The sequence below is a fragment of the Sporosarcina sp. NCCP-2716 genome (assembly GCF_023707985.1).
In the GTDB taxonomy this organism is placed as follows: Bacteria; Bacillota; Bacilli; order Bacillales_A; family Planococcaceae; genus Sporosarcina.
Window position 1 is genome coordinate 276,088 of the sequence record NZ_BRCF01000003.1, and the last position, 25,239, is coordinate 301,326.

General features: G+C 54.9%; 25 protein-coding genes and 1 tRNA gene. 5 read left to right on the forward strand and 21 right to left on the reverse strand.

Annotation, left to right across the window (positions count from 1 at the left end; translation table 11 throughout):
* The first annotated feature begins 12 nt into the window (after positions 1–12).
* From NFU03_RS07055 to NFU03_RS07065, 3 genes are all read left to right on the forward strand, one after another.
* Entirely contained in the window at positions 13–897 is an 885-nt protein-coding gene (locus NFU03_RS07055) for a TetR/AcrR family transcriptional regulator (protein ID WP_251637361.1), read from the forward strand.
* A 62-nt stretch (positions 898–959) separates the two neighbouring features.
* Positions 960–3,467 carry an MMPL family transporter gene (locus tag NFU03_RS07060; RefSeq protein WP_285835429.1) on the forward strand — a complete coding sequence of 836 codons (2,508 nt, stop codon included), beginning with the start codon at positions 960–962 and terminating at the stop codon, positions 3,465–3,467.
* A gap of 87 nt (positions 3,468–3,554) precedes the next feature.
* Entirely contained in the window at positions 3,555–4,487 is a 933-nt protein-coding gene (locus tag NFU03_RS07065) for a glycine betaine ABC transporter substrate-binding protein (protein ID WP_251637363.1), read from the forward strand.
* A gap of 162 nt (positions 4,488–4,649) precedes the next feature.
* On the opposite strand, the gene NFU03_RS07070 is transcribed toward NFU03_RS07065, so the two are convergent.
* From NFU03_RS07070 to NFU03_RS07125, 12 genes are all read right to left on the reverse strand, one after another.
* The gene (locus NFU03_RS07070; RefSeq protein WP_251637365.1) at positions 4,650–5,252 is read right to left on the reverse strand and encodes a PBECR4 domain-containing protein; all 603 of its coding nucleotides are present in this window, start codon (positions 5,250–5,252) and stop codon (positions 4,650–4,652) included.
* Positions 5,253–5,603: 351 nt separating this feature from the next.
* Positions 5,604–5,677: transfer RNA gene (locus tag NFU03_RS07075), tRNA-Arg, on the reverse strand.
* 75 nt (positions 5,678–5,752) lie between these two features.
* Positions 5,753–6,259 carry a metallophosphoesterase gene (locus NFU03_RS07080; RefSeq protein ID WP_251637367.1) on the reverse strand — a complete coding sequence of 169 codons (507 nt, stop codon included), beginning with the start codon at positions 6,257–6,259 and terminating at the stop codon, positions 5,753–5,755.
* Positions 6,256–6,870 carry an XTP/dITP diphosphatase gene (locus NFU03_RS07085; protein ID WP_251637368.1) on the reverse strand — a complete coding sequence of 205 codons (615 nt, stop codon included), beginning with the start codon at positions 6,868–6,870 and terminating at the stop codon, positions 6,256–6,258. The genes NFU03_RS07080 and NFU03_RS07085 overlap by 4 nt, the downstream gene beginning before the upstream one ends.
* Positions 6,867–7,625, reverse strand: coding sequence for a ribonuclease PH (rph, locus tag NFU03_RS07090; RefSeq protein ID WP_251637370.1), 759 nt, complete (start codon positions 7,623–7,625; stop codon positions 6,867–6,869). The genes NFU03_RS07085 and rph overlap by 4 nt, the downstream gene beginning before the upstream one ends.
* A 94-nt stretch (positions 7,626–7,719) precedes the next feature.
* Positions 7,720–8,541, reverse strand: coding sequence for a glutamate racemase (gene murI, locus NFU03_RS07095; RefSeq protein WP_251637372.1), 822 nt, complete (start codon positions 8,539–8,541; stop codon positions 7,720–7,722).
* A complete protein-coding gene (locus tag NFU03_RS07100) occupies positions 8,538–8,993 on the reverse strand; it encodes a MarR family winged helix-turn-helix transcriptional regulator (RefSeq protein ID WP_251637375.1) in 456 nt (151 codons plus the stop codon). The genes murI and NFU03_RS07100 overlap by 4 nt, the downstream gene beginning before the upstream one ends.
* Positions 8,994–9,139: 146 nt before the next feature.
* Entirely contained in the window at positions 9,140–9,361 is a 222-nt protein-coding gene (locus NFU03_RS07105) for a helix-turn-helix domain-containing protein (RefSeq protein ID WP_251637473.1), read from the reverse strand.
* A 64-nt stretch (positions 9,362–9,425) separates the two neighbouring features.
* Complete coding sequence (locus NFU03_RS07110) at positions 9,426–9,881, reverse strand: acyl-CoA thioesterase (RefSeq protein ID WP_251637377.1); 456 nt, start codon at positions 9,879–9,881, stop codon at positions 9,426–9,428.
* A gap of 458 nt (positions 9,882–10,339) precedes the next feature.
* Complete coding sequence (gene sdhB / locus NFU03_RS07115; protein WP_251637474.1) at positions 10,340–11,149, reverse strand: succinate dehydrogenase iron-sulfur subunit; 810 nt, start codon at positions 11,147–11,149, stop codon at positions 10,340–10,342.
* 42 nt (positions 11,150–11,191) lie between these two features.
* Positions 11,192–12,940: a succinate dehydrogenase flavoprotein subunit gene (gene sdhA / locus NFU03_RS07120; RefSeq protein ID WP_251637379.1), complete on the reverse strand. Its 1,749-nt coding sequence runs from the start codon at positions 12,938–12,940 to the stop codon at positions 11,192–11,194.
* Between the two features lie 45 nt (positions 12,941–12,985).
* Positions 12,986–13,594: a succinate dehydrogenase cytochrome b558 subunit gene (locus NFU03_RS07125; protein ID WP_285835430.1), complete on the reverse strand. Its 609-nt coding sequence runs from the start codon at positions 13,592–13,594 to the stop codon at positions 12,986–12,988.
* 218 nt (positions 13,595–13,812) lie between these two features.
* On the opposite strand from NFU03_RS07125, the gene NFU03_RS07130 reads away from it, so the two are divergent.
* The gene (locus NFU03_RS07130) at positions 13,813–14,229 is read left to right on the forward strand and encodes a YslB family protein (protein ID WP_251637381.1); all 417 of its coding nucleotides are present in this window, start codon (positions 13,813–13,815) and stop codon (positions 14,227–14,229) included.
* A gap of 469 nt (positions 14,230–14,698) precedes the next feature.
* Here NFU03_RS07130 and uvrC read toward each other — a convergent pair whose 3' ends face one another.
* The 7 genes from uvrC to NFU03_RS07165 form a co-directional block, all read right to left on the reverse strand.
* Entirely contained in the window at positions 14,699–16,501 is a 1,803-nt protein-coding gene (gene uvrC / locus NFU03_RS07135) for an excinuclease ABC subunit UvrC (protein WP_251637383.1), read from the reverse strand.
* Positions 16,502–16,567: 66 nt separating this feature from the next.
* Positions 16,568–16,882, reverse strand: a complete 315-nt coding sequence (gene trxA, locus NFU03_RS07140; RefSeq protein ID WP_251637385.1) for a thioredoxin — start codon at positions 16,880–16,882, stop codon at positions 16,568–16,570.
* 146 nt (positions 16,883–17,028) lie between these two features.
* Positions 17,029–18,012 (reverse strand): electron transfer flavoprotein subunit alpha/FixB family protein, encoded by a 984-nt coding sequence (locus NFU03_RS07145; RefSeq protein WP_251637387.1) that lies wholly within the window; start codon positions 18,010–18,012, stop codon positions 17,029–17,031.
* A gap of 37 nt (positions 18,013–18,049) precedes the next feature.
* Positions 18,050–18,823, reverse strand: a complete 774-nt coding sequence (locus tag NFU03_RS07150) for an electron transfer flavoprotein subunit beta/FixA family protein (RefSeq protein ID WP_251637389.1) — start codon at positions 18,821–18,823, stop codon at positions 18,050–18,052.
* 21 nt (positions 18,824–18,844) lie between these two features.
* The gene (locus tag NFU03_RS07155) at positions 18,845–19,618 is read right to left on the reverse strand and encodes an enoyl-CoA hydratase (RefSeq protein WP_251637391.1); all 774 of its coding nucleotides are present in this window, start codon (positions 19,616–19,618) and stop codon (positions 18,845–18,847) included.
* Between the two features lie 144 nt (positions 19,619–19,762).
* Entirely contained in the window at positions 19,763–20,344 is a 582-nt protein-coding gene (locus NFU03_RS07160; RefSeq protein ID WP_251637476.1) for a fatty acid metabolism transcriptional regulator FadR, read from the reverse strand.
* A gap of 104 nt (positions 20,345–20,448) precedes the next feature.
* Positions 20,449–22,143 (reverse strand): long-chain-fatty-acid--CoA ligase, encoded by a 1,695-nt coding sequence (locus NFU03_RS07165; RefSeq protein WP_251637393.1) that lies wholly within the window; start codon positions 22,141–22,143, stop codon positions 20,449–20,451.
* An 80-nt stretch (positions 22,144–22,223) separates the two neighbouring features.
* Here NFU03_RS07165 and NFU03_RS07170 point away from each other — a divergent pair, with 80 nt between their 5' ends.
* Positions 22,224–22,370 carry a hypothetical protein gene (locus tag NFU03_RS07170; protein WP_251637396.1) on the forward strand — a complete coding sequence of 49 codons (147 nt, stop codon included), beginning with the start codon at positions 22,224–22,226 and terminating at the stop codon, positions 22,368–22,370.
* 12 nt (positions 22,371–22,382) lie between these two features.
* Here NFU03_RS07170 and NFU03_RS07175 read toward each other — a convergent pair whose 3' ends face one another.
* Together NFU03_RS07175 and NFU03_RS07180 are read right to left on the reverse strand one after the other, a co-directional pair.
* Positions 22,383–22,796: a DUF350 domain-containing protein gene (locus NFU03_RS07175; RefSeq protein ID WP_251637398.1), complete on the reverse strand. Its 414-nt coding sequence runs from the start codon at positions 22,794–22,796 to the stop codon at positions 22,383–22,385.
* A gap of 76 nt (positions 22,797–22,872) precedes the next feature.
* Positions 22,873–25,233, reverse strand: a complete 2,361-nt coding sequence (locus NFU03_RS07180; RefSeq protein WP_251637400.1) for an endonuclease MutS2 — start codon at positions 25,231–25,233, stop codon at positions 22,873–22,875.
* Positions 25,234–25,239 lie beyond the last annotated feature (6 nt).

The following is a 25,239-nucleotide window of genomic DNA, read 5'->3' on the forward strand; positions in this document are numbered from 1 at the left end:
AAAGGGGATTCCATGAAAAGAGAAGAGGAAATCATCCAGACGGCGATCGATCTGTTTGTGGAAAAGGGGTTTGCAGCGACGTCTATGCAGGAAGTGGCAGAGAGATGCTCCATGTCGAAAGCTACGCTGTATAATTTCTTTCGCTCGAAGGATGAGTTGCTCGTCCGGGCGACGGCTTACAGCTATGAGCAGACGATGGCGGAAATCGACCAGGTGGATTTGGATAGTTCGCTCTCCGCGGAGGAACGGCTGATCCGGAAGATCGTCATCCAGTTCGACTTGATCGTCAGTAACAAGACGTTCGTGCTGCTGCTCATCCGCAAGCTCGATTACGGCAGTAACCAGGAGGTCGCGGAGCTTGCGAATACTATCTATATTTCCATGCTCAACTGGTTCAGGAAATCGCTGTTGGACGTGTTCGGTCCAGGTGCGGAGGCGTCCATCTGGGACTGCACGTTCATCATGCTGGGGATGATCAAAGAGTTCCTCGTGCTTGCGATCCGCGGTGTCCCGATCGGGGATGCCGAAACGGTGGCGCGCTTCATCGTCTCGCGTATCCGAGTGCTGATGATGAATCCGGATGAGGTGCAGCCGCTGCTGACAACCGGCGATCTCGCCTCGTTTACGATCTTCGACGAGGAGCCCGCTCCGCTGCGTCCTGCCGATCAGGTGCGGCTGTTGCTGGCGGACCTCGAAAAGGCGCTGGTACGCTTGGCGATGCCGGCGGCTGAACAGGATGAAGCTCTGTTCGCCGTGCACGCGCTGCGGGACGAATTCCGTGAAGGCAAGCCGCGCCCGTACATGGTGAAGGCGCTGCTGCTCTACCTGGAGCAATTCAAGAAATGCGAACCGCTCACAGGACAGATCCGCCAGCTGGCCGAGGTTTTGTATACATAACCGGCCCGGGAGCTGCAGTGGACCATCCATGAAGTTTTCACGATACTGAAGGAGGAACTATTTTGGCAAAGCTTCTATACCGACTCGGCTCGTTCATCGCGCGGAACAAATGGTGGGTCATCGTGATTTGGATCGCGCTGCTTGCTGCGATCGTCACGCCGCTCATCTCGAACGCGCCTGAATTCAGCAGTGACATCAAGATGAACGGACTGAAGTCGATCGATACGAACGATAAGATCCGTGAAGAATTCCATTTTGACAGCGAACGGGCGTCGATCCGGATCGTATTCCATACGAACGCGAACGAAGGGATCACCGACCCGTCGCTCATGCAGGACATCCAGCAGACACTTGCGGATATCAAGAAGAACGACGACTATGTCGCAAGCATTACGGATCCGTATGAAAACCGGCAGATCAATGCCGATCAGAATACGGCATTCGCGGATATCACCTATGTCGTCTCGCAGACTTCCCTGAAGGATGCGTCGCTGACGAATGTGAAGAAGGAACTGTCGGATTTGAAGGACCAGCATAACGTCCAGACCGAACTGACAGGCAACGCCCTGACCGATATTGAATTCGGCGGCGCGTCGGAGGCGATCGGTGTCCTGATCGCGTTTGTCATCCTCGTGATCACGTTCGGTTCACTCGTCGCAGCCGGTCTTCCGATCGTCAGCGCGATTCTCGGACTAGGCACGAGCATCGGCATCATCGCCCTGCTCACCCACGTGTTCACCGTGCCGAACGTGACGTTGACGCTTGCCGTCATGATCGGACTTGCGGTCGGCATCGACTATGCACTGTTCATCCTGTCGCGCTATCGGGAGATCATCCGGACGGAACCGGATCATGTGAAAGCGATCGGGCTCGCGGTCGGAACCGCCGGCAGCGCGATCATCTTTGCCGGTGTGACGGTGATCATCGCCGTCTGCGGGCTTGCGCTCATCGGCATCGACTTCCTCGCCGTGATGGGCTTCATGTCCGCGATCAGCGTACTGCTGGCGGTCGTCAGTGCCCTCACCTTGCTGCCGGCGCTGATCAGCCTGTTCCATCTGCGGGTCCGTCCGAAGCCGGATAAGTTGGGAACGACCCGTAGGCTCGATACTCCATGGTCGAAGTTCGTCATCGGCAAACCGTGGCTTGCAGTCATCCTCGGCATCGTGATCCTGGCCGCGACGAGCATTCCGATGGCCAATATGCGCCTCGGGATTCCCGATGATGGCATGAAGCCGGACGATTCGACGCAGAAGAAAGCGTACGACCTGATTTCCGATGAATTCGGCGAAGGGTTCAACGGCCAGATCCCGATGCTCGTCAACGTGAAGGGCAAATCGGACACTGACGCCGTCCAGCGTGATCTGAAGCGGATGACCGATGACCTGATGGATATCAGCAATGTCGACATCGTCACTCCTGCGCAGCTGAACGAATCACAGACTTATGCGCTGCTGAGCATCCTGCCGAAGGAAGGGCCGAATGCGCAGTCGACCCAAACGCTCGTGCATGACCTGCGGGACTATGATGCGAAGGCGAAAGACAAATACGATTTCGAGACGGAAATCTCCGGCCAGAGCGTCATCAACATCGACATGTCGAAGAAACTCAACGATGCGATCCCTGTATTCGCAGGCATTATCATCGTGCTCGCGTTCGTGCTGCTGATGATCGTATTCCGTTCGATCCTGATCCCGCTGAAGGCGGTGCTCGGCTTCGTGCTGTCGCTGACCGCGACACTCGGCTTCACGACACTCGTCATGCAGGAAGGGTTCCTCGGCAGCCTGTTCGGTGTCGGAACGACCGGACCGCTGCTCGCGTTCCTGCCGGTCATCGTCATCGGCCTGCTGTTCGGGCTTGCGATCGACTATGAGATCTTCCTCATGTCCCGGGTGTACGAGGAGTACAGCCGGACGAAGGACAATGTCCGGTCCATCCAGATCGGACTGAAGGAGAGCGGCTCCGTCATCATTGCGGCGGCACTGATCATGTTCAGCGTCTTCATGGCATTCGTGTTCCAGGACGACGTGATGATCAAGTCCCTCGGCATCGCGCTTGCGTTCGGTGTCCTGTTCGATGCGTTCATCGTCCGGCTTACACTGATACCGGCATTGACGAAACTTTTCGGTCCTATGTCGTGGTACATGCCGAAATGGCTCGACCGCCTGCTGCCTAAAGTGGACATCGAAGGGCACGCCCTGCAAGACGAACGGACGCCGCAGCCTATGGATGCCCCGCTTTCCGAAGCCCCTGCCGCCCCGGCCTTTGCAGTCACGGCGGAAGGTGCATTCGATGGCGGAACCCAGCAGCTCTATGAAGAACTGCTGCGGACGGAACCGGAACGTCCGGTACTGTTCGAAGCGCTGCTGCTCTACGCGAAGACGCATGCCCCTGAGATCTACCGTGCGTACAGTCCGTATGTGACGGAGGAGGACGAAGCTGTCCGTATGGATTCCACCGTTCCGGAAAGGGACCAGCTGCTCGCAGCCCTGCTCGGTGAACAGACCGGCCTGCTGCAGGATATCCGCGATGTACTTGCGGAGATGGCGGACAGGGACACAGACAGGCACTGATCGCCCGAAACAGACTTTCACTGCAGCCGTGCCGGATAAACACCGGGCGGCCTGCAGTCCAATAGAGGCAAGGAGGCACAAACAGATATGGGAAAGAGTATTGGAAAGCGTGCCGGCATCGCGGCGGCTCTTGCAGCCGGTCTGACGCTGACAGCATGCAGCAGCGGCATTGCAGGCGATGAGGAGCTGCAGCTCGGCGGGAAGGAACTGAACATCCCGTACAATGACTCCGGCTCCGCCATCCGTTCGTTCGTCATGGCGGAAGTGCTGAAGGATGCAGGCTATGACGTGACACTGACGCCGCTCGAAGCGGCCGGGACTGTCTATGCGAATGCTTCGGAGGATACGGATACGTTCCATGCGTCCGGCTGGTATCCCGAGACGGATAAGGAGTACTTGAGTGAATACGGCGGGAATCTAGACGTCTACACGAAAACGAACCTGATCGATCAGGCGTCCGTCTCCCTCGCCGTTCCGGAATACATGACAGACGTCAATTCGATCGCCGACCTTGAAAAGGACCCGGAGCTGGCGAAATCGCTGAACCGGACGATCACCGGCATCGATCCGCGATGCGGCATCATGGAGAAGACCGATACGGCGATTGAAGACAATACGTACAAACTCGGGACGTGGACACTGAAGGACGGGTCGGAGCGCGACATGCTCGCCGCCCTGCAGGAGGCCCTCAAGAGCCAGACGCCGATCGTCATCATCGGCTGGACCCCGCACTGGGCAGTCAGTGAGATGAAACTGAAACTGCTGAAGGATCCGGAAGAGGTGTTCAGCAGCGGCGAGGAGCATATCAACCTCGTGTTCAATAAGAAGTTCAAAGACGAACACCCGGCGGCCTACAAGATCGTGACCGCGATCGGCGATGACTGGAGCGCCTCGGAGGAAGCCTCGCTGTCGAAACAGATATTTGTCGAAGGCAAAGACAAACAGACCGTCCTCGATGCGTATATGAAAAGCCATTCCAACAAAGTCGACAAGTGGCAGGAAGGCGTGGCGAAGGAGTAAACGGGTTTGGGGGCGCTCCCCTTTTCCCGTCATATAGACAGCAAAAACCGGATCTGCCGAGTGGGCGGATCCGGTTTTTGCTGTTGTTATGCTGCTGTAACGTCGCAGGAGGGATTCGAACACTAAGTTGATTTTAGGAAGACTATAAATTAGTTTTGCATTTCAATCAGTTTGTGGGTAATTATTGTACTTCAGCACATCAAACTCCGATGTTTGACAAATTGTTTTAGCGTTATTAGTTGAATGATCCAGTAGAAATATTCTATGTACAGGATGACCTTTTCCTATTGCATGTGACTTATCGGATCGTAAGTTCAGTAATGAATTGGGTACGTATGAGGTTCCCTGTTTTCTAATTAAAGACAAACAAAATATCTGCTTTTTACTTCTAATAGCTTTGTCAAAGGAAAGATGTAAGAATGTTACTTGTCCATCTAAAATACGTACAGTGCAATTTGTCAAATCTGAAATACAATTTATTATTTGCAACTTCTGATCTGTAAATGATTTCTTAGTAATTCCGTTAGGAGAGATTTTGTTCTTTTGCAAGGCCTTATAAAACTGGATGGCATTCATCTTTTCGCCATTTTTCTTGTCTCTATATTCAATACCACAAAGATGCATGAAATTGGACTTCGCGGGCTTGAAATGTAATTCTCTATACTTTCCATCCACTAGGTAAACATAAACTATGTGTTTATCAACAATTTTGTCGTATTCCCGCAAACCGTTTTGCAATTTCTTTAATAGGTTGTTATTGCTCATCACAGACGGTTCACCTTCTATCATAAAAAAGAAGAGAGGCAATGTATACCTCTCTTCTCATCCGAAACATGATTAGGCTTTTCTGTTGCTTGCCAACGTCCAGCGCCCGAAGTCTGGAATGTGTATCAGGTTTTTCTGTTGCCTGCCAACGTCCGGCGCCCGAAGTCCGGAATGCGTATCAAGTTTTCGGTGCCTAATCATCACCTTATTACTACCATCAGGATATCATAAGAGCATCCTGATGTCCATTAGACTATTCCATTCGGGCATCATATATACAACAAAATTACGAGAAAAACTAACCGGATCGGCCTTTGGCGCGCTGATCCGGTTAGTCGCAGTATTCCGTTACGTCCCAGGAGGGATTCGAACCCCCGACCGACGCCTTAGAAGGGCGTTGCTCTATCCAGCTGAGCTACTGAGACAACTGCGTCCAGTCATGACTGATTGGAACGACAGGTTTTATTATAGGCAATGCGCTTCGCTAAGTCAATAGCGAATTAGCGGATTGTGAAGTTGGCGTCCTCAATGTGGCTGCCGGTGAGCGGGTCCAGGAATGTGACAGTGATCGACTCGCCGGTTTCGATGACCGCGTACGTTGCTGCGCGGTGGCCGCCCCTCGGCAGTTTCGTGCTGCCCGGATTGACGTACATTACGCTATCCTGGAGTTCGGCGCCGTACAGGTGGGAATGGCCGAACAAAACTATGTTTGCGCCGGTCTCTTCTGCTGCATATTTCAGCTGCATAAGGGACTGCTTGACGCCGTGCTGGTGGCCGTGGACCATGAGGATACGCGTCTCATTGACGTCGGTGAGGACGCGCTCGTCGAATGCGGCACCCCAGTCGCAATTGCCCTGGACAATCCGGATGCCTGCCAAGTGTTCATCACTGACTGACAGCTCACTGTCGCCGCAGTGGAAGATGGCGTCTGCCCCGGTCTCCCGGCGGCGGATTGCGTCAATTGTGTCCGTGTCGCCGTGCGAGTCGCTCAGGACGATCAGTTTCACTGGCGACCGCCCGCTTCCCCGACCAGATTCGGAAGATCCTCTTCGAATTTGCGCATCGCTTCCCCGCGGTGGGAGTACTCGGCTTTTTGGGCCGGTGTCAGTTCGCCCATCGATTTGCGGGCGGCAGGCACGTAGAAGATCGGGTCGTATCCAAAGCCGTTACTGCCGCGGCGTTCGAACAGGATGGTGCCTTCGCAGCTGCCGGAGAACGTCTTCGTTTCCATGTTCGGTCCGGCGATCGCGAGGACACAGCGGAAGCGTGCCTGACGTGAGACTTCCGGGACGCCTGTAAGACCTTCGAACACTTTGTCGATGTTTGCCTCGTCGTCCTTCTGTTCGCCTGCATAGCGGGCTGAATAGACGCCTGGTTCGCCGTTCAGTGCATCGATCTCAAGGCCGCTGTCATCGGAGATCACCCACGTGTTCAAAAGCTTTGCGGTTTCTTCCGCTTTCAGGATCGCATTCTCTTCGAACGTCATGCCTGTCTCCTCGACGTCGATCGGCTCGTCCAGGTCCTGCAGTGAACGGACGCGGATGCCGTGCGGCTTGAACAGTTCTTCGAAGTCCCGTACTTTCCCTTTATTATTGGTCGCAATCAGTACTTCTTTCATTTGGCTGCCTCCTCGTTTGAGTCGATTTTGCTGCAGATTGCGCCGAGTGCGTCTTTCTGCAGGCTGATCAGATCGTGGATGCCGGCTTCTGCGAGGTCGAGCAGGCCGTTCATCTCCGCCCGCGTGAAAGTCGATTCCTCACCAGTCCCCTGTAATTCCACGAATTCCCCTGCGCTCGTCATGACGACGTTCATGTCGACTGCAGCGGCAGAGTCTTCAACGTAATCGAGATCGAGGATCAGCTCGCCCTCTTCCGATTTGCCGACGCTTGTCGCGGCGAGGTACTGGCGGATCGGGAATTTCGCGAGCTTCTTGCTTTCCGCGATGCCGTCAGCTGCAAGCGCCATCGCGACGAATGCGCCCGTAATCGATGCGGTGCGTGTGCCGCCGTCCGCCTGGATGACGTCGCAGTCGATCCAGATCGTACGCTCACCGAGAGCTTCCAAGTCGATGACGGAGCGCAGTGCCCGTCCGATGAGCCGCTGGATTTCCATCGTGCGGCCGCCGATCTTGCCCCGGGACGCTTCCCGCTGTGTCCGCTGGCCGGTTGCGCGCGGCAGCATGGAGTACTCAGCGGTCACCCAGCCTTTGCCGGATCCCCGCAAGAATGGCGGCACACGCTCCTCCACGGACGCAGTACAGATCACTTTCGTATTGCCGACCGTGATGAGCACCGAGCCTTCCGGATGCAGTAAGTAGTCGGTTTCAATGCGCACCTGGCGCAGTGTATTTTGTTCTCTTCCATCATGTCTCAAAGTGCATTCCCTCTTTCTTTTCATCCACCCATCTTATCATAACCAATCGGACGCACGCAAAAACCCGGCAGATGGTGCGCCGGGTCTTTTGCGTTCATTCAGCTGTATAAGGCAGGTTGAGCTGCTCGACGTGCGCAAACGGCAGTTCGAGCCAGTCTTCGGTGATATGCCGGAAGTGTTGCGGGTCGCCTGTCGTGTAGAAGCGGATATCTGGCGTTAATCCGGCAGGCCGCAGTGCACCTTTGCTCGCGAGCAGTCCGGTGACGGTGTCGGCGGTCGCCGATCCCGAGGTGATCAGCTCCGTGCCCGGCGGCAGATGCTTTGAAATGAACGGCGCAAGCAGCGGGAAGTGTGTGCAGCCGAGGATGACGGCGTCGAAGGACGCGCCGGCGAGAGGCAGGAGCGCCTGTCTGACGGTTTCATCCGCCTCCGGTGTCTTATAGACGCCGCGTTCGACGATCGGTACAAATGTCGGGCAGGCGAGCGCTGTGACGTCCGCTTCCGCAGCGAGATCGGCGATTGCCCGACTGTACGCCCCGCTCTTGACGGTGCCGCTCGTGCCGAGAACGACGATCTGTTTCATTTCGGATTTGGCGATGGCTGTCCGCGCCCCGGGTTCGATGACGCCGATGACCGGGAAATCGAAAAGCGGACGGACATGCTCGAGGGCGAACGCAGTTGCCGTGTTGCAGGCGATGACTGCGAGCTTGACGCCGAACGAATCGAGCGCCTCGAGCATTTCTGTTGTGAAGGTGATGACTTCTTCGGGCGGGCGGCTGCCGTACGGGCAGCGCGCGTCGTCCCCTATGTAGGTGAATGGTTCGTCCGGCATCCGGTCCAGGAGTTCTTTCATGACGGTCAGCCCGCCCACTCCTGAATCGATGATGCCGATGGGTAAGTCGGCTTTGTCGGTCATTTGGTCTCTGTGCTCATTTCTATGTGGAGTTTGGCCAGCAGCTTGGTGAATGTCGAGAGCTCGTCCTCGCTGAAGTCGCGGACGACGTCTTCCAGGTAATTGCGGCGTTTGTCGATCACTTCCTGGATGACCCGCTCGCCTTCTTTCAGCAAGTGGATGCGCACGACACGGCGGTCCTTTTCGTCACGGACCCGCTTGACGAGTTCGTTCTTTTCCATCCGGTCGACGAGATCGGTCGTCGTGCTGAAAGCCAGGTACATCTTGTTCGACAGGTCGCCGATCGTCATATCGCCATGCTCGAAGAGCCACTGCAGGGCGATGAACTGCGGCGGTGTGATTGTATAGTTGCTGAGGATTTTGCGCCCCTGCTGCTTGATGATGGCGGCGACGTAGCGCAAGTCCTTCTCCATGTGATGGATTTCTTCAAGCTTTCCTGTGACTTTTTCGGTCATCGGTACCAGCTCCATATCAATGAATTTATTTATTATTTTCCTCTTAACTGCGTGAAAAAGCAATAGTTATATGCACGTGCGGTGTTTGCTGTCTTTAAAAAGGACTGCAGACAAGTCTGCAGTCGGATGGCCCTTACAACTCCTGCTCAGTCGATGCTCAGTTCGCCGAGCCGTATGAGCTCGATCATTGCCTGAGCCCGGCCGGAAACCCCGAGCTTCTGGATTGTGTTCGAGATATGGTTGCGTACGGTTTTTTCACTTATGCCTAATTCGCCGGCTATCTCTTTCGTTGTATTATCGGCAATGAGCAATGTAAAAATCTCGCGTTCCCTGCCTGTCAGCACAGAACGGCTGCTAAATTCCTCCATCAAGACGCGCCCCTCCTATCGGTTTCCCTTTACAGTATTCCGACTCGGAGGAAGCTGTGCCGGCTCAGCTCCGGGTTTTCGCGCAGAACAGCTCTTTTTCGTGATCGGTCCAAGCGACGCCGGAGCCTGTCTTCTTCGATATCTGAACCATCGCTCCGCGGCCGGTAAAAACAAGGTCGCCTTTTTCGTTCTTCGCCATGTAGTGGATGTCGACCGAACTCGTGCCGATCGAGTTGGCCTTAACATATATATTGACGGTTTCGTTGAAGAAGACCTGCTTGACGTAGTCGCACTGCAAATCAGCGACGACCGGGATGCATTCGCCGTCCGGGTCGAGCCAGTCGTTCATCAGCCCAATCTCTTTCAAGTAATCGATGCGCGCCTGCTCGAAGTAGGTGAACGTCACCGTGTTGTTCAGGTGCCCATACATATCCGTCTCAGAAAACCGGACGCGCACCGGCACGGAAAACCGGAACCCTTTCTCCCACTCTTCGAAGTTCTCAATATACGTCTGTTTCATGCTATTCTCCCCCAGTCCAATTAGTGAATGAACGTTCATTCTCCTATTGTATCAAAGTTATCTGAAAATAAGAAGGGGAAGTGTTGGGCTTTAGTGCGTTCGGGATGGTGAAGTTCATACTGCGCGGCATGGGGAGTTGGTGGATTATGGGTTGTGGCGCGGATTGGGAGAGGATGTGGACGAGTGTTATGAGCGTTTTTTGAGATTTATGAGCGGTTTACACGTTTTATGAGCGGTTTTTGAGATTTATGAGCGGTTTACGCGATTTATGAGCGCTTTTCCAGTTTTATGAGCGTTTTTAGCAATTTATGAGCGCTTTTCCCGATTTATGAGCGATTCTCCACGTTTATGAGCGCTTCCCACCATTTTATGAGCACTCCCCCGCCCTTCACGCTGAGAACCCAAACAAAAAACCCCGGGAAGCCAGCGCAGGCTGGGTTCCGGGGGCGGAGTTGAAATTAGTCTACCATATGGTCGCTTCCGAAGAAGTTTTTGAACATCTGGACAGTGGTCGCGCGGTTCATGGCCGCAATGGACGTTGTCAACGGGATGCCTTTCGGGCAGGCGACGACACAGTTCTGGGAGTTCCCGCACTCGGCGAGGCCTCCGTCTGTCATGAGGGCTGCGAGACGCTCGTCTTTGTTCTTCGCTCCGGTTGGGTGCGTGTTGAACAGGCGGACTTGCGAGATCGCGAATGGTCCCATGAAGTTAGTGGAGTCGTTGACGTTCGGGCAGGCTTCGAGGCAGACACCGCACGTCATACATTTCGACAGTTCGTAAGCCCATTGGCGTTTGCGTTCCGGCATGCGCGGACCCTCGCCGAGGTCATACGTTCCATCGATCGGAATCCAGGCTTTGATCTTCTTCAGGGAGTCGAACATGCCTTCACGGTCGACGAGCAAGTCGCGGACGACCGGGAATGTGCGCATCGGCTCGAGTTTGATCGGCTGGGTAAGCTGATCGACGAGGGCAGTACATGACTGGCGCGGACGGCCGTTGATGACCATCGAGCAGGCGCCGCATACTTCCTCGAGACAGTTCATGTCCCAGTTGACCGGTGTTGTTTTTTCGCCTTTTGCATTGACCGGGTTCCGCCGGATTTCCATCAGGGCGGAAATGACGTTCATGTTAGCCTTATAGGGAATTTCGAAAGACTCCATGTACGGCGCGGATTCAGGTGTATCCTGCCGCTGGATTTCGAAAAGGATCGTTTTACCGGGTGCTGTCGGTTCTGCAACAGCAGTTTGTTGTTCACTCACTTCCGTCAGTCTCCTTTCGATGCGGAATATTCGTGTTGCTGCACTTCCGGCTTAGTGCGCGGAAGTGTAATCGCGCTTACGAGGCGGGATCAGCGATACATCGACTTCTTCATAGGACAGGATCGGAGCGGACTTGCCGTCAAACTCAGCGATCGTTGTTTTGAGGAAGTTTTCGTCGTCACGTTCCGGGAAGTCCGGCTTGTAGTGCGCGCCGCGGCTTTCATTCCGCTGCAGTGCGCCAAGTGTGATGACACGTGCCAAGTATAGCATGTTCTTCAGCTGGCGCGTGAATGTTGCGCCTTGATTCGACCATTGCTGCGTATCGGTCATATCGATATTTTCCCAGCGCTCGAGAAGCTCCTGGATTTTTTTATCAGTCGCTTCCAACCGATCGTTATAGCGGACGACTGTTACGTTATCCGTCATGATCTCACCGAGTTCACGATGCAGCACATACGCATTTTCCGTGCCGCGCATGTTAATGATTTTATCCCACTTCTCCTGCTCTTCCTTCACCGCATTGTCGAAGATTGCGGAAGGCAGATCGTCAGCAGACGTTTTCAGGCCTTTCATGTACTTCACAGCTTCCGGTCCTGCAAGCATACCGCCGTATACCGCAGAAAGCAGCGAGTTCGCGCCTAGGCGGTTTCCGCCGTGCTGCGAATAATCGCATTCGCCCGCAGCGAACAGACCAGGGATGGATGTGTGCTGATTGTAATCGACCCATAGGCCGCCCATCGAATAGTGGACCGCCGGGAAGATCTTCATCGGCACTTTGCGCGGGTCTTCACCAGTGAATTTCTCGTAGATCTCGATGATGCCGCCGAGCTTGACGTCCAGCTCATGCGGATCTTTATGGGACAGGTCGAGGTAGACCATGTTTTCGCCGTTGATGCCGAGTTTCTGGTTTACGCAGACGTCGAAGATTTCACGCGTCGCGATATCACGCGGTACGAGGTTTCCGTAAGCCGGATATTTCTCTTCGAGGAAGTACCAAGGCTTGCCGTCTTTGTATGTCCAGATCCGTCCGCCTTCCCCACGCGCAGATTCACTCATGAGACGCAGTTTGTCGTCTCCCGGAATCGCTGTCGGGTGGATTTGGATGAATTCACCGTTCGCATACTTCGCGCCTTGCTGATAAACGATCGATGCCGCTGAACCGGTGTTGATGACCGAGTTCGTCGACTTGCCAAAGATGATTCCGGGGCCGCCTGTCGCCATGATGACCGCGTCGCCAGGGAATGCTTTGATCTCCATCGTTCTGAGGTTCTGCGCACGGATACCGCGGCAGACGCCTTCGTCATCCTGAATGACACCGAGGAATTCCCAGTGCTCATACTTTTGTACGAGTCCTGCGACTTCCTGTGCCCGGACCTGCTCGTCCAATGCGTACAGAAGCTGCTGGCCCGTTGTCGCGCCGGCATAGGCTGTACGGTGGTGCATTGTGCCTCCGAAACGGCGGAAATCGAGAAGACCTTCCGGTGTCCGGTTGAACATGACGCCCATCCGGTCGAACAAGTGGATGATGCCCGGTGCTGCGTCCGCCATCGCTTTGACAGGCGGCTGGTTGGCAAGGAAGTCCCCGCCGTATACGGTGTCATCGAAGTGGATCCACGGGGAATCCCCTTCCCCTTTCGTGTTCACCGCGCCGTTGATGCCGCCCTGGGCACAGACGGAGTGGGAACGCTTCACGGGTACGAGGGAAAACAGGTCGACTCCGACGCCTTGTTCTGATGCCTTGATGGTTGCCATGAGGCCGGCGAGACCGCCGCCTACGACAATCACTCTACCTTTTGACATAGTTGTTTCACTCCTCAATGAATACAATAGGGTGCTGAGTGGTTCTTAAACGAATGCGAACAGTGCACGCAATCCGATGATAGTCAGTGCAATGAAAACGACAAGTGTCACGTACGTCACGATACGCTGTGAACGTGCGGACTGCGCAAGTCCCCAAGTGACGAGGAATGACCAGAGGCCGTTCGCCAGGTGGAAAGTCGCAGCGATGATACCGAGAGCATAGAACACGATCATGAACGGATTCGACAGGATGTCAGCCATCATATCGAAGTTGACTTCGGTTCCGAACATTTTCTGGATACGTGTTTCATAGATGTGCCAAGCGATGAAGATCACCAGGAACACACCTGTGATCCGCTGCAGGAAGAACATCCAGTTGCGGAATGTGCCGTAGCGCTGAACGTTGTTTTTCGACGTGAACGCGAGGTATACCCCGTAGAACGCGTGGAACATCAGCGGTATGTAGATGACGAACCATTCGAGGAAGTAGATGAACGGCAGGTTTTCAATGAAATGCGCCGCTGTGTTGAACGATTCTGCCCCTCGTGTTGCGAAATGGTTGATGATCAAGTGCTGCGTCACGAATAGACCGATTGGAATGATCCCGAGCAGTGAGTGCAGGCGTCGCCAGTAGAACTCATTTTCTCTCACCAAGTGATTTACCCTCCCTTATTTCTGAGCCGGAATGTGTCCATCTCCGCACTTTGGCAGACGAATGATTGACGGTCCGTCTCTTCATGTTACAATATAATAACATGTACATTGTACTCCTCCGTATTGGGAAGGTCAAGGTGACCTGCTTAATTGGCATGCCATTGTTTCCAAGCTTTCTTCGATGCGGCAGGTGACACGACGAAGGGGATGCTTGCGCTATGGGACACGATTCAACTGAAGGGCCGACCCGTTTCGGCTATGAACTATTGAGAGATCATGTGATCCCTGACATTCTCGGGAAGCATGAGGACGATATCCTGTATTGGGCAGGCAAGGAAATCGCCCGGAAGTTCCCCGTGTTTTCGGTGGATGAAGTCCCAGCATTCTTCAAGGAGGCCGGTTGGGGCACGCTCGTGCGCGTGGCATCCGGCAAAGAAGAAACGGATTATGAGCTGACGGACCGGCTCGAGTCGCCGGCTTCCCGCGATTCGTTCCCGCTCGAGGCGGGGTTTCTCGCCGAGCAGTACCAGATTGCGAACGGCTGTCTGACGGAATGCTACGGTGCGCGCGATGAAAAGACGGAACAAATCACGCTGAAAGTCCGGTGGGATGAAACTTTTGAGATGAATGAGTGAGTTGGTCGGAGAGGCTTAGGGCCTCTCCGGTTTTTTGTGTTTTGGAGGGTGGATGGGCATTTGGCTTGAGCGGTTTGCGGTGGGGCTTGAGCGTTTCCTGATGCTGCTTGAGCGTTTCCTGATGCTGCTTGAGCGTTTCGTGCCTCGCTTGAGCGGTTCGGCTTGCTGCTTGAGCGTTTCTCGCCTCGCTTGAGCGTTTCGGCCCCTTCTTGAGCGGTTTCGCTCCCTGCTTGAGCGGACGGCGGCCAGGCAGACCGCCGACCGCTCATTTATTCCCGCTGACCGCTCCATTCCCCTGGCTGACCGCTCGTTTACTCGCCTAACCGATCAATTCACATAGCTAACCGCTCGTTCCCCCTGCCTGACCGCTCCATTAGCATCGCTAACCGCTCAATTACCACTCCGTCCCGCGCCTCTTTCCGCACAAAAAAACGGACCCGCCACAGGTCCGTTTTCCCACTTCCTCCATTCAATCCGCAGACTCCTCCGCCGGCTTCCGCTGTTCCGCGAAATACTCGGCCACGGACTCGGCGACGTTCTTCGGCAGACCCGCTTCCACGAGCTGGTCGGCGCTGGCGGCTTTGATCTTTTTCACAGAACCAAAATGCTTGAGCAGGTTCTGTTTCCGTTTCGGCCCTACGCCCGGCAGCCCGTCGAGCGAGGAGGCGAGCGATCCGGCCTGGCGCCGCTGCCGGTGGAACGTGATGGCGAACCGGTGGACTTCGTCCTGGATGCGCTGCAGCAGGTAGAACGCTTCGCTCGACCGCTGCAGCGGAACCAGTTCGGGCGGCGAGCCGTACAGCAGGTTCGCCGTATTGTGCTTTTCGTCTTTGGCGAGCCCGGCGATCGGGATCGACAGCCCGAGCTCGTCCTCGATCACTTCGCGGGCGATGTTCATCTGGCCTTTCCCACCGTCGATGACGACCAGGTCAGGCAGCGGCAGGTCATCGCGCAGCACCCGCGCGTACCGTCGCCGGATCACTTCACGCATGGCGCCGTAGTCGTCATGCGCAGCGGCGGTCTTCGTCTTGTATTTCCGGTAGTCTTTGCGGTTCGGCTTGCCATCGACGAACGACACCATTGCGGAGACCGGCTCGACGCCGTGCGTGTGCGAGTTGTCGAACGCTTCGATGCGCAGCGGAATGGAGATGTTCATCGCATCTGCGAGTTCTTCACACGCACCGACCGTCCGCTCTTCCTGCCTGTCGAGCAGCTGGAATTTCTGGCGGAGCGAAATGGCGGCGTTCTTCGTCGCTAGCTGCACGAGGTCCTTCTTCTTGCCGCGCTGCGGGATGTACGCATGGATATCGAGCAGCTGTTCGACGATTTCGCGGTCGATCCCCGTTGGCAGAAGCACTTCGCTCGGCTTGATGTGCGCGGCTTTGCTGTAGAACTGGCCGATGAATGTCAGCAGTTCCTCTTCGGGATCCTGATAGACAGGGAACAGCGACACGTCGCGCTCGATCAGCTTCCCCTGCCGGACGAAGAACACCTGGACACACATCCAGCCTTTCTCGACTGCGTAGCCGAAGATGTCACGATCCTTGAAATCGTGCATCGTCATCGTCTGTTTTTCCATGACGGTTTCGATGTTGGAGATCTGGTCGCGGTATTCCGTCGCGCGCTCGAACTCGAGGTTCTCTGCCGCGGCATTCATCTTGGCGGTGAGCTCTTTCTTCATCTCTTTATAGCCGCCGTTCAGAAAACGGGCGATGTCGTCGGTCATTTCCTTGTATGTCTCTTTCGGTATGTCATTCACACACGGCGCGAGACACTGGCCCATATGATAGTAGAGACAGACACGGTCCGGCAGCGTGTGGCACTTCCGGTATGGATACAGCCGGTCGAGCAGTTTCTTCGTCTCCGTCGCCGCCGTGACGTTCGGGTACGGGCCGAAGTAGCGGCCTTTGTCCTTTTTCACGATACGGGTGACGATCAGTTTCGGATGCCTTTCGGCCGTCAGTTTCAAATAAGGATACGTCTTGTCGTCCTTCAGCATGATGTTGTATTTCGGATCATACTGCTTGATGAGGTTCAGCTCAAGGATGAGCGCCTCGATGTTGGACGACGTGACGATGAATTCGAAGTCTTCGATTTCCGTGACGAGCCGCTGGGTCTTCGCGTCGTGGGAGCCTGTGAAGTAGCTGCGCACCCGGTTTTTCAGCACTTTCGCCTTCCCGACGTAGATGACGGTGCCCTGCCTGTCTTTCATGAGGTAGCAGCCCGGTTCGTCGGGGAGGATGGCGAGTTTCTGCTGGATCAGTTCGTTCATCTGGATTCACCTGCCAAAAAAACCGGGTTCCTCTGAGAAACAGGACCCGGTCTTAAGATAGTAAGCTTATGCGTGCTGGTCAACCAATTTTGCAAGTTCTTCTTTCGGACGGAAGCCGACCACTTTATCGACAGTTTCGCCGTCTTTCATGACAAGAAGTGTTGGGATCGACATGATGCCGAATTTGCTTGCAGTGCCTTGGTTGTCGTCCACGTTCACTTTGACGATCTTCGCTTTGCCTTCGATTTCGCCGTCCAATTCTTCAAGGACCGGAGCGATCATTTTACAAGGGCCGCACCAAGGTGCCCAGAAGTCGACGAGTACTACGCCATCACTTGTTTTTTCAGTAAAATCTGCATCTGTCGCATTAACAATAGCCATTGGAAATATCCTCCTTTGTAGGTAACAACTCTGAACCCAGTATACCATGCACGGTCTTTCCAGGCGAAATATCTGCTTACTGCATCCGATTCATTGAATGAACAAAGCAGAGGCAGCCGGTAGCGGCCCCTCTGCTGACAGATCAGTTACACCGTCTGCGTCGACTTCAGTTTCTTCACTTCTTCGATCAGTATCGGCATGACTTCGAACAAATCTCCGACGATACCGTAGTCCGCCACTTTGAAGATATTCGCTTCCGGATCTTTGTTGATGGCAACGATGATCTTGGAGTTCGACATACCTGCCATATGCTGGATTGCCCCAGAAATACCGATCGCGATGTACAGATCAGGTGTAACAACTTTCCCTGTCTGGCCGATCTGGAGCGAGTAGTCACAGTAGTCCGCGTCACATGCGCCGCGGGATGCGCCGACCGCACCGCCGAGCAGTTCCGCCAGTTCTTCGAGCGGCTTGAACCCGTCTTCGCTTTTCACGCCGCGGCCGCCCGCAACGATCACTTTCGCTTCGGACAAGTCGACGCCTTCCGATGCTTTGCGCACAACATCCGCGATGATGGAGCGGAGGTTCGTGATTTCAACGGATACGGAAGAGACATCGCCTGAACGGCTGCCGTCTTTTTCAAGCGGCTCGATATTGTTCGGACGGATCGTGAAGAAGAGGAGACCTTCTTTGTTCTTCACTTTCTCGAATGCTTTACCGGAATAGATCGGGCGGATGAATTCTGCATCGTCGCCTTCGCCTTCGATTGCCGTCACGTCCGAAATGAGGCCTGATCCGAGCTTACTTGCGATCTTCGGAGAAAGATCCTTGCCGAGCGCCGTGTGTCCCATGACGACAGCGTCCGGGCTCTCCTGCTCGTACACCGCCATGAATGCCTGGCTGTAGCCGTCGGACGTGTACTGTTTCAAGTCTGCATGCTCGACTGTGATGACACGGTCTGCTCCATATTGGACCATTTCCTGCGCGAGGTTTTCCACTGAGTCGCCGATCAGCAGGCCTGTGATCGTGCCGCCCCCTGCAATCTGCTTTGCTGCTGCGATCGCTTCAAACGAAACGTTCCGCAGTTCGCCTTCACGGGCTTCGCCTAGTACTAACACATTTTTTGACATGTTTTGTCCCTCCTAGAACGGTATGAGTCGTGCTCTATCAGATAACTTTCGCTTCTTTGTTCAACAATCCGACCAGTTCGCTCACCTGGTCGGCGATGTCGCCTTCGAGGATACGGCCCGCCGCTTTTGCAGGCGGCATGAAGATGTCGACTGTTTCCGTCTTCGGCTCCACGTCGTCTTCGTCGAGATCCAAGTCGTCCAGCTCCAGCTCTTCAAGCGGCTTCTTCTTCGCTTTCATGATGCCCGGCAGTGACGGGTAGCGCGGCTCGTTCAAGCCCTGCTGCGCTGTGACGAGCAATGGAAGCGCGGTCTTGATCGTCTCCGAATCGCCTTCCACATCGCGAACGAGTGTCGCATCCGTGCCGTCCAGTTTCAGTTCAGTGATCGTCGTGACGCAGTTGATGCCGAGAAGTTCTGCCACGCGCGGTCCGACCTGGCCGGATCCGCCGTCGATCGCGACGTTACCTGCGATGATCAGATCCGCGTCTTTGTCTTTCAAGTATTCTGCGATGATCTTGGCTGCTGAGAACTCATCCATTTCATCGAGATCGTCTTCTGTGTTGATAAGCACGGCTTTGTCCGCTCCCATTGCGAGGGCTGTACGAAGCTGCTTTTCTGCGTCTTCCCCGCCGAGGGAAAGGACTGTCACTTCCCCGCCGTGTTCGTCACGCACTTGAATCGCTTCTTCGACTGCATATTCGTCATATGGGTTGATGATGAATTCTGCGCCGTCCTCCTGGATAGCCCCGTTCTTAACAACGATTTTCTCCTCTGTGTCAAACGTACGTTTTACCAAAGCATAGATATTCATGCTGCTGACCTCCTCAACGTATTATCGTCCAATGAATTTCGGTTTGCGTTTTTCAATGAAAGCCTGGATGCCTTCTTTGGCGTCTTCGGATACGAAGACTTCGCCGAAGGATTCCGCTTCCGCACCGACGCCTTTGTAGTAGGCATCGTGTTTTGTGTACTGCAGCATCCGCAGTGCCGCCGCAACAGCGATCGGGCTCTTTTCCGCGATCTTGCTTGCGATGGAAAGCGTCTCAGCCAGCAGGTCCTCATCCGCAAACGCACGGTTCGCGAGGCCCCATTCGACGGCTTCCCGGCCGGTGATCGGCTCGCTCGTCAGCAGCATTTCAGCCGCTTTCGCCTTGCCGACATAGCCGGGCAGCCGCTGCGTCCCTGCGAATCCAGGAATGAGTCCGAGCTGCAGTTCCGGCAGGCCGAGTTTCGCTGATTCCGTGACGAAGCGCATGTGGCATGCCATCGCGAGCTCCAGTCCGCCGCCGAGTGCGGCTCCGTGGATCGCTGCGATGACCGGCTTAGGATACGTCTCCAATTTTTCGAAGATCGCCTGGCCGTCGCTGGAAAGTTTCGAGAATTCCTCACCTGACGAGACAGTCGTGAATTCCTTGATGTCCGCTCCGGCAGAGAAGAACTTCCCTTCGCCGTGCAGGACGATCGCACGGACGTCACTGTTGTCCTTGAGCTGATCGAGAAGTTCACCGACTTCGAGGATCAGCGCGCGGGCCAGGGCATTGGCGGGCGGCCGGTTGATCGAGACCGCTGCGACGCCCTGGTCAATCGTTACTGTTAGAAACTCCATGTCATCCCATCCTTTTTCAGTACGCGTTACCAGTCTGTTAAATTATAAATGGAAGCGCCTTCAATGATAGCATATCCGTTTCTCAAAAATAAAGATTTACTGCTTTGTTATGAAAATTCTAATCTGGCAGCTCACTGGCCGCTGTCAGCCTTTCATGCCTGACAGCAGCAGTTTGTGCACTTTCGGCGCCAGTTCAAGCAGACCGTATTTCTGATCATTCATGACCCATGAGGTGCATGTTTCGTCGATCGTACCGAAAACCATCTGCCGTGCGAGCCGGGTGTCGAGGTCCTGTGAAAACTCCCCTGACTGGACCCCTTCCTTCAGCAGCGAATCGAGCAGCGCCAAGTACTCTTTCAGCACTTCATTGATGCGGAAGCGCAGTTCCTTGCTCGACTGCCGGAGTTCCAGCTGTGTGACGATGGCCAGATTGCGGTCTTCGTGCAGCACGCTGAAATGGTTCTGGATCATCTTGAACAGCTTGTCGGAAGCGGAACAGTCCGTTTCCAGAATTTCTTTCACGTAGTCGGCGAACACCGCCATCTTCTCCCGGAAAACGGATACGAGGATGTCTTCCTTGTTCTTGAAGTACAGATAGATCGTGCCGTCTGCAACGCCCGCTTCTTTGGCGATCTTCGATACTTGCGCCTGATGGTAGCCGTTCTGTGCGATCACCGCCACGGCGGCATCGACGATCTTTTTATATTTCGGTTTCTCACGCTTCAGCATCTCTCACCACCATCCCTAAAAATGAAAAAGAAAATATGAATGATGGTTCATTCATATTTTCATAGTACGCGCTATTCAGTTTTCCGTCAAGTATTATTCCGTCAAGACGTCAGTTTCTGTTCGAGTTTACTTTTTTCTTCGTCGACGAGCGCCCTTCTCAGAATCTTGCCGACCGCCGTTTTCGGCAGTTCGTCACGGAAGTCATAGATACGCGGGACTTTGAACGAAGCGAGGTGTTTCCGGCAGAAGGCATCGAGCTCCTCTTCCGTCACAGACTTCCCTTCCTTCAGGACGACATACGCTTTGACGGTCTCCCCGCGGTACGGATCCGGCACGCCGGCGACCACGCATTCCTGGATGGCGTCATGTTCATAGAGCACTTCCTCGATTTCGCGGGGTGAAATATTGAAACCGCTCGCGATGATCATATCTTTCTTCCGGTCGACGACGTAGAAGAATCCGTCTTCATCCATATACCCGAGATCTCCTGTCAGGAACCAGCCGTCCCGGAAACTTTCCTTCGTCTCTTCCGGACGGTTCCAGTAGCCTTTCATCACTTGCGGGCCTTTGATGGCGATTTCGCCGACTTCGCCGGGTTTCAGCCGTTCGGCGGAATCAGGCGGCAGTATCGCTACATCGGTGTCCGGCCACGGCACGCCGATCGAACCGCGCTTACGCTGGCCTTCCCAGACGAAATTCGCGATGGCGACAGGGGACGTTTCGGTCAGTCCGTAACCTTCGACGAGTTTCCCGCCGGTCACCTGCTCGAACTTCTCCTGGATGTCGACCGGGAGTGCGGCCGATCCGCTGATGCATGCCTTGATGGAGGACAGGTCGTATTTCGCGAGATCCGGATGGTTCAGCAGACCTATATAGATGGTCGGCGCCCCTGGGAACAGCGTCGGTTTCTGTTTGTCGATCTCCTTCAGTGCTGTCTTGAAATCGAACTTCGGAATGAGCACCATTTTGTTCGCAGCCATGACGGATACGATGAGGACGGTCGTCATGCCGTATACGTGGAAGAAAGGCAGGATGCCCATTGTCACTTCTTCCCCGTCTACATTTTTGTACAGCCATGCCCGGCACATTTCCGCGTTGGCGATCAAGTTCTTGTGCGTCAGCATGACCCCTTTCGGTGGTCCCGTCGTGCCGCCTGTGTACTGAAGGAGCGCGATGTCGCTCTCGAAATCGAAGTCGAGCGCGATCGGCTCTGCCGGTGTGGACTTCATGATCTCCGTGAACAGGTGATTTACGCCGCGGTGTTCGACTTTGACCGCGATACCGTTCTCTTTCTTCTGGATGAACGGATAGACCAGGTTCTTCGGGAACGGCAAGTAGTCTTTGATGCCCGTGATGATGATGTTTTCCAGACCGGTCTCCTTCATGACGGACAGGACACGCGGGTACAGCATGTCGAGCGTGATGATCGCTTTTGCACCCGAGTCGCTCATCAGGTAAGCAATCTCCCTCTCCTTATACAGCGGGTTCGTTTGGACGACGATCGCGCCGGCATACAGGATGCCGTAATAGGCGATTGCGTTTTGCGGACAGTTCGGCAGCATGATCGCCACACGGTCGCCTTTTCCGATGCCGAGCTTGCGCAGATAGCCTGCAAATTTCAGTGCGGACGAGTAAAACTCTTCGAACGAAACATCTTTGCCGAGGAAATGCATAGCCGTCTTGCCCGGAAATTTCGCCGCGGACTGCGTGAGGTAGTCTTGCAGCGGTATCGGAGCGTATTCCACGGTTTCCGGAATTTCCGGCGGATACTGAGCCAGCCAAGGTTTGTTCGTCATTAGTAAAGCCTCCTTTTAGCCAGTATATTCAGAGAATAGTGTTTCTTTCCTAAGTATAGCGGACTATGAGAGCGTTTACAATGCACTGGAACAAAGAAAAGCAGACGCCGCGACATGCAGGTCACGGTGTCTGCCCGATCATCCAGATGATGCCGATGGCGATGAAGACAACACATAAGATGAGAAGAATCTTCGATAGCTTTTCCATTTGGAATATCGTCTCCTGAACAGAATTGTTGTTACGAAATGCTTGCGCCGATGACGAACGACAGACCGACCGAGATGACCATCGAGATGAAACCGACAGAGCGGTTGTCCTTTTCGATTTCATCATCAACATGGAACATCGGCGTCAAAAACTCGAATAATACGTAAGCGAAGATGAGCAGCGTAAAGCCATAGAGTCCCCAGCCGATCATCTGCGGCAGCGTGTTGTGGGCTTCGATGGAATACCTGAAAATGTTCGCAACCCCGAATATCTTCCCTCCGGTCGCGAACGCCACAGCCAGATTCCCTTTTTTGATCTCTTGCCAGTTGCGGTATTTCGTCACAATTTCGAAGATGACCATCGCGACGACGAGACAGAGGACGACCGTGCTGAAATAGCCGGCTGTCTCGACGAGCGGATTGCTCCAGAATCCGTTGTTTGTCATGTATGTGCTTACCCCTTTACGGTTATGTCCTCTCGTCTACGTATGGGGTGCCGAAAGGTTTCACTTCCGGCGGAAATTATTTCAGTTCGACGACTGTCACACCATGGCCGCCTTCGCCCGCATCCCCGAACCGGTAGTTCTTCACCCGGGAATGCTTCTTCAGCATCTGCTGGATGCCCTGACGCAGCGCGCCGGTCCCTTTGCCGTGGATGATGGACACTTGGTGGTAGTTCGACAGCAGCGCATCGTCCAGATATTTCTCGGTTCTGCGGATGGCGTCTTCGTACCGCTCCCCTCGCAGATCGAGTTCCAGTTTCACCTGTTCACTGCGTCCCCGGACGGCGGCGGATGCTTTCGTCTGCTTCTCTTTTTCAGGCTTGACGTATTCAAGGCCGGATTCGTCCAGTTTCATCTTCAAGATACCGATTTGCACGATCCACTCATGATCTGACACTCTTTCCATAAGCGTTCCTTTTTGACCGTAGCTGAGCACTTTCACTTCATCACCGGCAGCGAGCGGACGCGGTGCTGCCTTCGCCTGCGGTGCTTTCTTCTTCGTCTCAGCCGGCGCTGCCCCTTCGAGCCGTTTGCGGGCTTCGATGAGTTCGTGCTCTTTCACATTGGCGCCTGCCGTCATGCGGAGTGCGCGCAAGTCCGCGATGATGTCGTCCGATTCGCGGCGCGCATCGTCAACGATCTTTTTCGCTTTCTCCTTCGCTTTTTCCGTCAGCCGCGTTTTCAGCTCTTCGTGTTCCGCAAGCTTTTCGGCGAGTTCCCGTTTCAGCGTCTCCGTCTCTTCCAGCAGACGGTGTGTCTCTTCGGCGTCTTTCTCCGCCTGGACACGGCTCGATTCCAATGATGCGATCATCGAGTCGACTTCCCCGCGGTCAGTGCCGGTGAACGTCTTCGCCCGTTTGATCAGGTGTTCCCCGAGGCCGAGACGTTTCGAGATTTCGAACGCGTTACTGCGGCCCGGCACACCGATCAGCAGCCGGTACGTCGGACTCAGTGTATCGACGTCGAATTCGACACTCGCATTCGCGACGCCTTTCCGGTTGTAGCTGTACGCTTTCAGTTCCGGATAATGCGTTGTCGCCATGACGCGCGCTCCGGTGCCGTGGACTTCATCCAGAATGGAGATGGCGAGCGCCGCCCCTTCCTGCGGGTCGGTGCCGGAGCCGAGTTCGTCGAAGATGATGAGTGAATCATGATCGAACTTCTTCAGAATATCGACGATGTTGACCATATGGGATGAAAACGTACTGAGACTCTGCTCGATCGACTGTTCGTCACCGATATCGGCGAAGACGGAACCGAACACAGCGATTTCCGAGCCGTCGAGCACAGGGATCGGCAGTCCGGCCTGCGCCATGAGGACACAGAGACCGACCGTTTTCAGCGTGACCGTCTTTCCGCCGGTGTTCGGCCCGGTGATGACGATTGTCGTGATCTCATGACCGAATTCGATCGTGTTGGCGACCGCTTCGTCAATCGGCAGCAGCGGATGACGGGCTTTCGTCAGTTTCAAATAGCCTTCGTTGTTGACGCGCGGCTTCGTGCAGCGGTTCGCCTGTCCGTATTTCGCTTTCGCGAGGATGACATCTATCGCGATGAGCTGGTCGACGAGCAGGAACAGCTCATGGGCGTGCACTTGGACGCTCGCGGACAGTTCACGAAGGATTTTATCGATCTCTTCCTTCTCTTTCGACTTCAGCGTACGGATTTCGTTGTTCGCCTGCACGACGGCATCCGGTTCGATGAAAAGCGTCTGGCCGGAAGCGGAAGAATCATGGATGACGCCGCCGTAATGGCTGCGGTATTCCGATTTGACCGGGATAACGAAACGGTCGTTCCGGATCGTAATGATACTGTCCGACAGCATGGTTGCTGCGTTCTTGCCGCGCGTGATACTTTCGAGCTTTTCGCGCACGCGGCCTTCCTGGATACGGAGACTCTGACGCACCGAGCGCAGCGCACTCGACGCACTGTCGAGCACACGGCCGTTTTCATCGATAGCGCTGTTGATCTCATGCTCAAGGCCAGTGATGATCGGCATGGCGTCTTTGATGGCCGCGAAATGCGTGAGCTCCAGTTCTTCTTCCTGCAGCACGCCTTCGATGAACTGCCGGAAGATCCGGCTCGCGCGGATCGTGGAGGACGTCTCCATCAGTTCCTGAGCGCTCAGCACACCGCCGATCTGCGCACGGCGGGCATGCGGACGGATATCCGTGATGCCGCCCATCGGGACGTTGCCGCGCACGCGCAGGATCGCGAGACCTTCGTCTGTCTCGTCCAGCAGCCGTTCGACGGTGCTGAAATCGATGCTTGGCGTCAGTTTCTCGAGTGCGGCGCGTCCTGCAGGAAACGTGCTGTATTGGGCAGTCTGGGCGAGCACTTTGTCAAATTCGAGTGTGCGTAATACACGTGAATCCATCAATGGATC

Excerpts from the sequence above, each read along its gene's own strand:
- sdhA (WP_251637379.1), bottom strand. The coding sequence starts at position 12,940 with ATGTCAAAAGGTAGAGTGATTGTCGTAGGCGGCGGTCTCGCCGGCCTC.
- uvrC (WP_251637383.1), bottom strand. The coding sequence starts at position 16,501 with ATGAACGAACTGATCCAGCAGAAACTCGCCATCCTCCCCGACGAACCG.
- trxA (WP_251637385.1), bottom strand. The coding sequence starts at position 16,882 with ATGGCTATTGTTAATGCGACAGATGCAGATTTTACTGAAAAAACAAGT.
- NFU03_RS07145 (WP_251637387.1), bottom strand. The coding sequence starts at position 18,012 with ATGTCAAAAAATGTGTTAGTACTAGGCGAAGCCCGTGAAGGCGAACTG.
- NFU03_RS07170 (WP_251637396.1), top strand. The coding sequence starts at position 22,224 with ATGCACTGGAACAAAGAAAAGCAGACGCCGCGACATGCAGGTCACGGT.
- NFU03_RS07175 (WP_251637398.1), bottom strand. The coding sequence starts at position 22,796 with ATGACAAACAACGGATTCTGGAGCAATCCGCTCGTCGAGACAGCCGGC.
- NFU03_RS07130 (WP_251637381.1), top strand. The coding sequence starts at position 13,813 with ATGGGACACGATTCAACTGAAGGGCCGACCCGTTTCGGCTATGAACTA.
- NFU03_RS07165 (WP_251637393.1), bottom strand. The coding sequence starts at position 22,143 with ATGACGAACAAACCTTGGCTGGCTCAGTATCCGCCGGAAATTCCGGAA.
- NFU03_RS07155 (WP_251637391.1), bottom strand. The coding sequence starts at position 19,618 with ATGGAGTTTCTAACAGTAACGATTGACCAGGGCGTCGCAGCGGTCTCG.
- NFU03_RS07100 (WP_251637375.1), bottom strand. The coding sequence starts at position 8,993 with ATGACCGAAAAAGTCACAGGAAAGCTTGAAGAAATCCATCACATGGAG.
- NFU03_RS07085 (WP_251637368.1), bottom strand. The coding sequence starts at position 6,870 with ATGAAAGAAGTACTGATTGCGACCAATAATAAAGGGAAAGTACGGGAC.
- NFU03_RS07110 (WP_251637377.1), bottom strand. The coding sequence starts at position 9,881 with ATGAAACAGACGTATATTGAGAACTTCGAAGAGTGGGAGAAAGGGTTC.
- murI (WP_251637372.1), bottom strand. The coding sequence starts at position 8,541 with ATGACCGACAAAGCCGACTTACCCATCGGCATCATCGATTCAGGAGTG.
- NFU03_RS07065 (WP_251637363.1), top strand. The coding sequence starts at position 3,555 with ATGGGAAAGAGTATTGGAAAGCGTGCCGGCATCGCGGCGGCTCTTGCA.
- NFU03_RS07105 (WP_251637473.1), bottom strand. The coding sequence starts at position 9,361 with ATGGAGGAATTTAGCAGCCGTTCTGTGCTGACAGGCAGGGAACGCGAG.
- NFU03_RS07150 (WP_251637389.1), bottom strand. The coding sequence starts at position 18,823 with ATGAATATCTATGCTTTGGTAAAACGTACGTTTGACACAGAGGAGAAA.
- NFU03_RS07055 (WP_251637361.1), top strand. The coding sequence starts at position 13 with ATGAAAAGAGAAGAGGAAATCATCCAGACGGCGATCGATCTGTTTGTG.
- NFU03_RS07070 (WP_251637365.1), bottom strand. The coding sequence starts at position 5,252 with ATGAGCAATAACAACCTATTAAAGAAATTGCAAAACGGTTTGCGGGAA.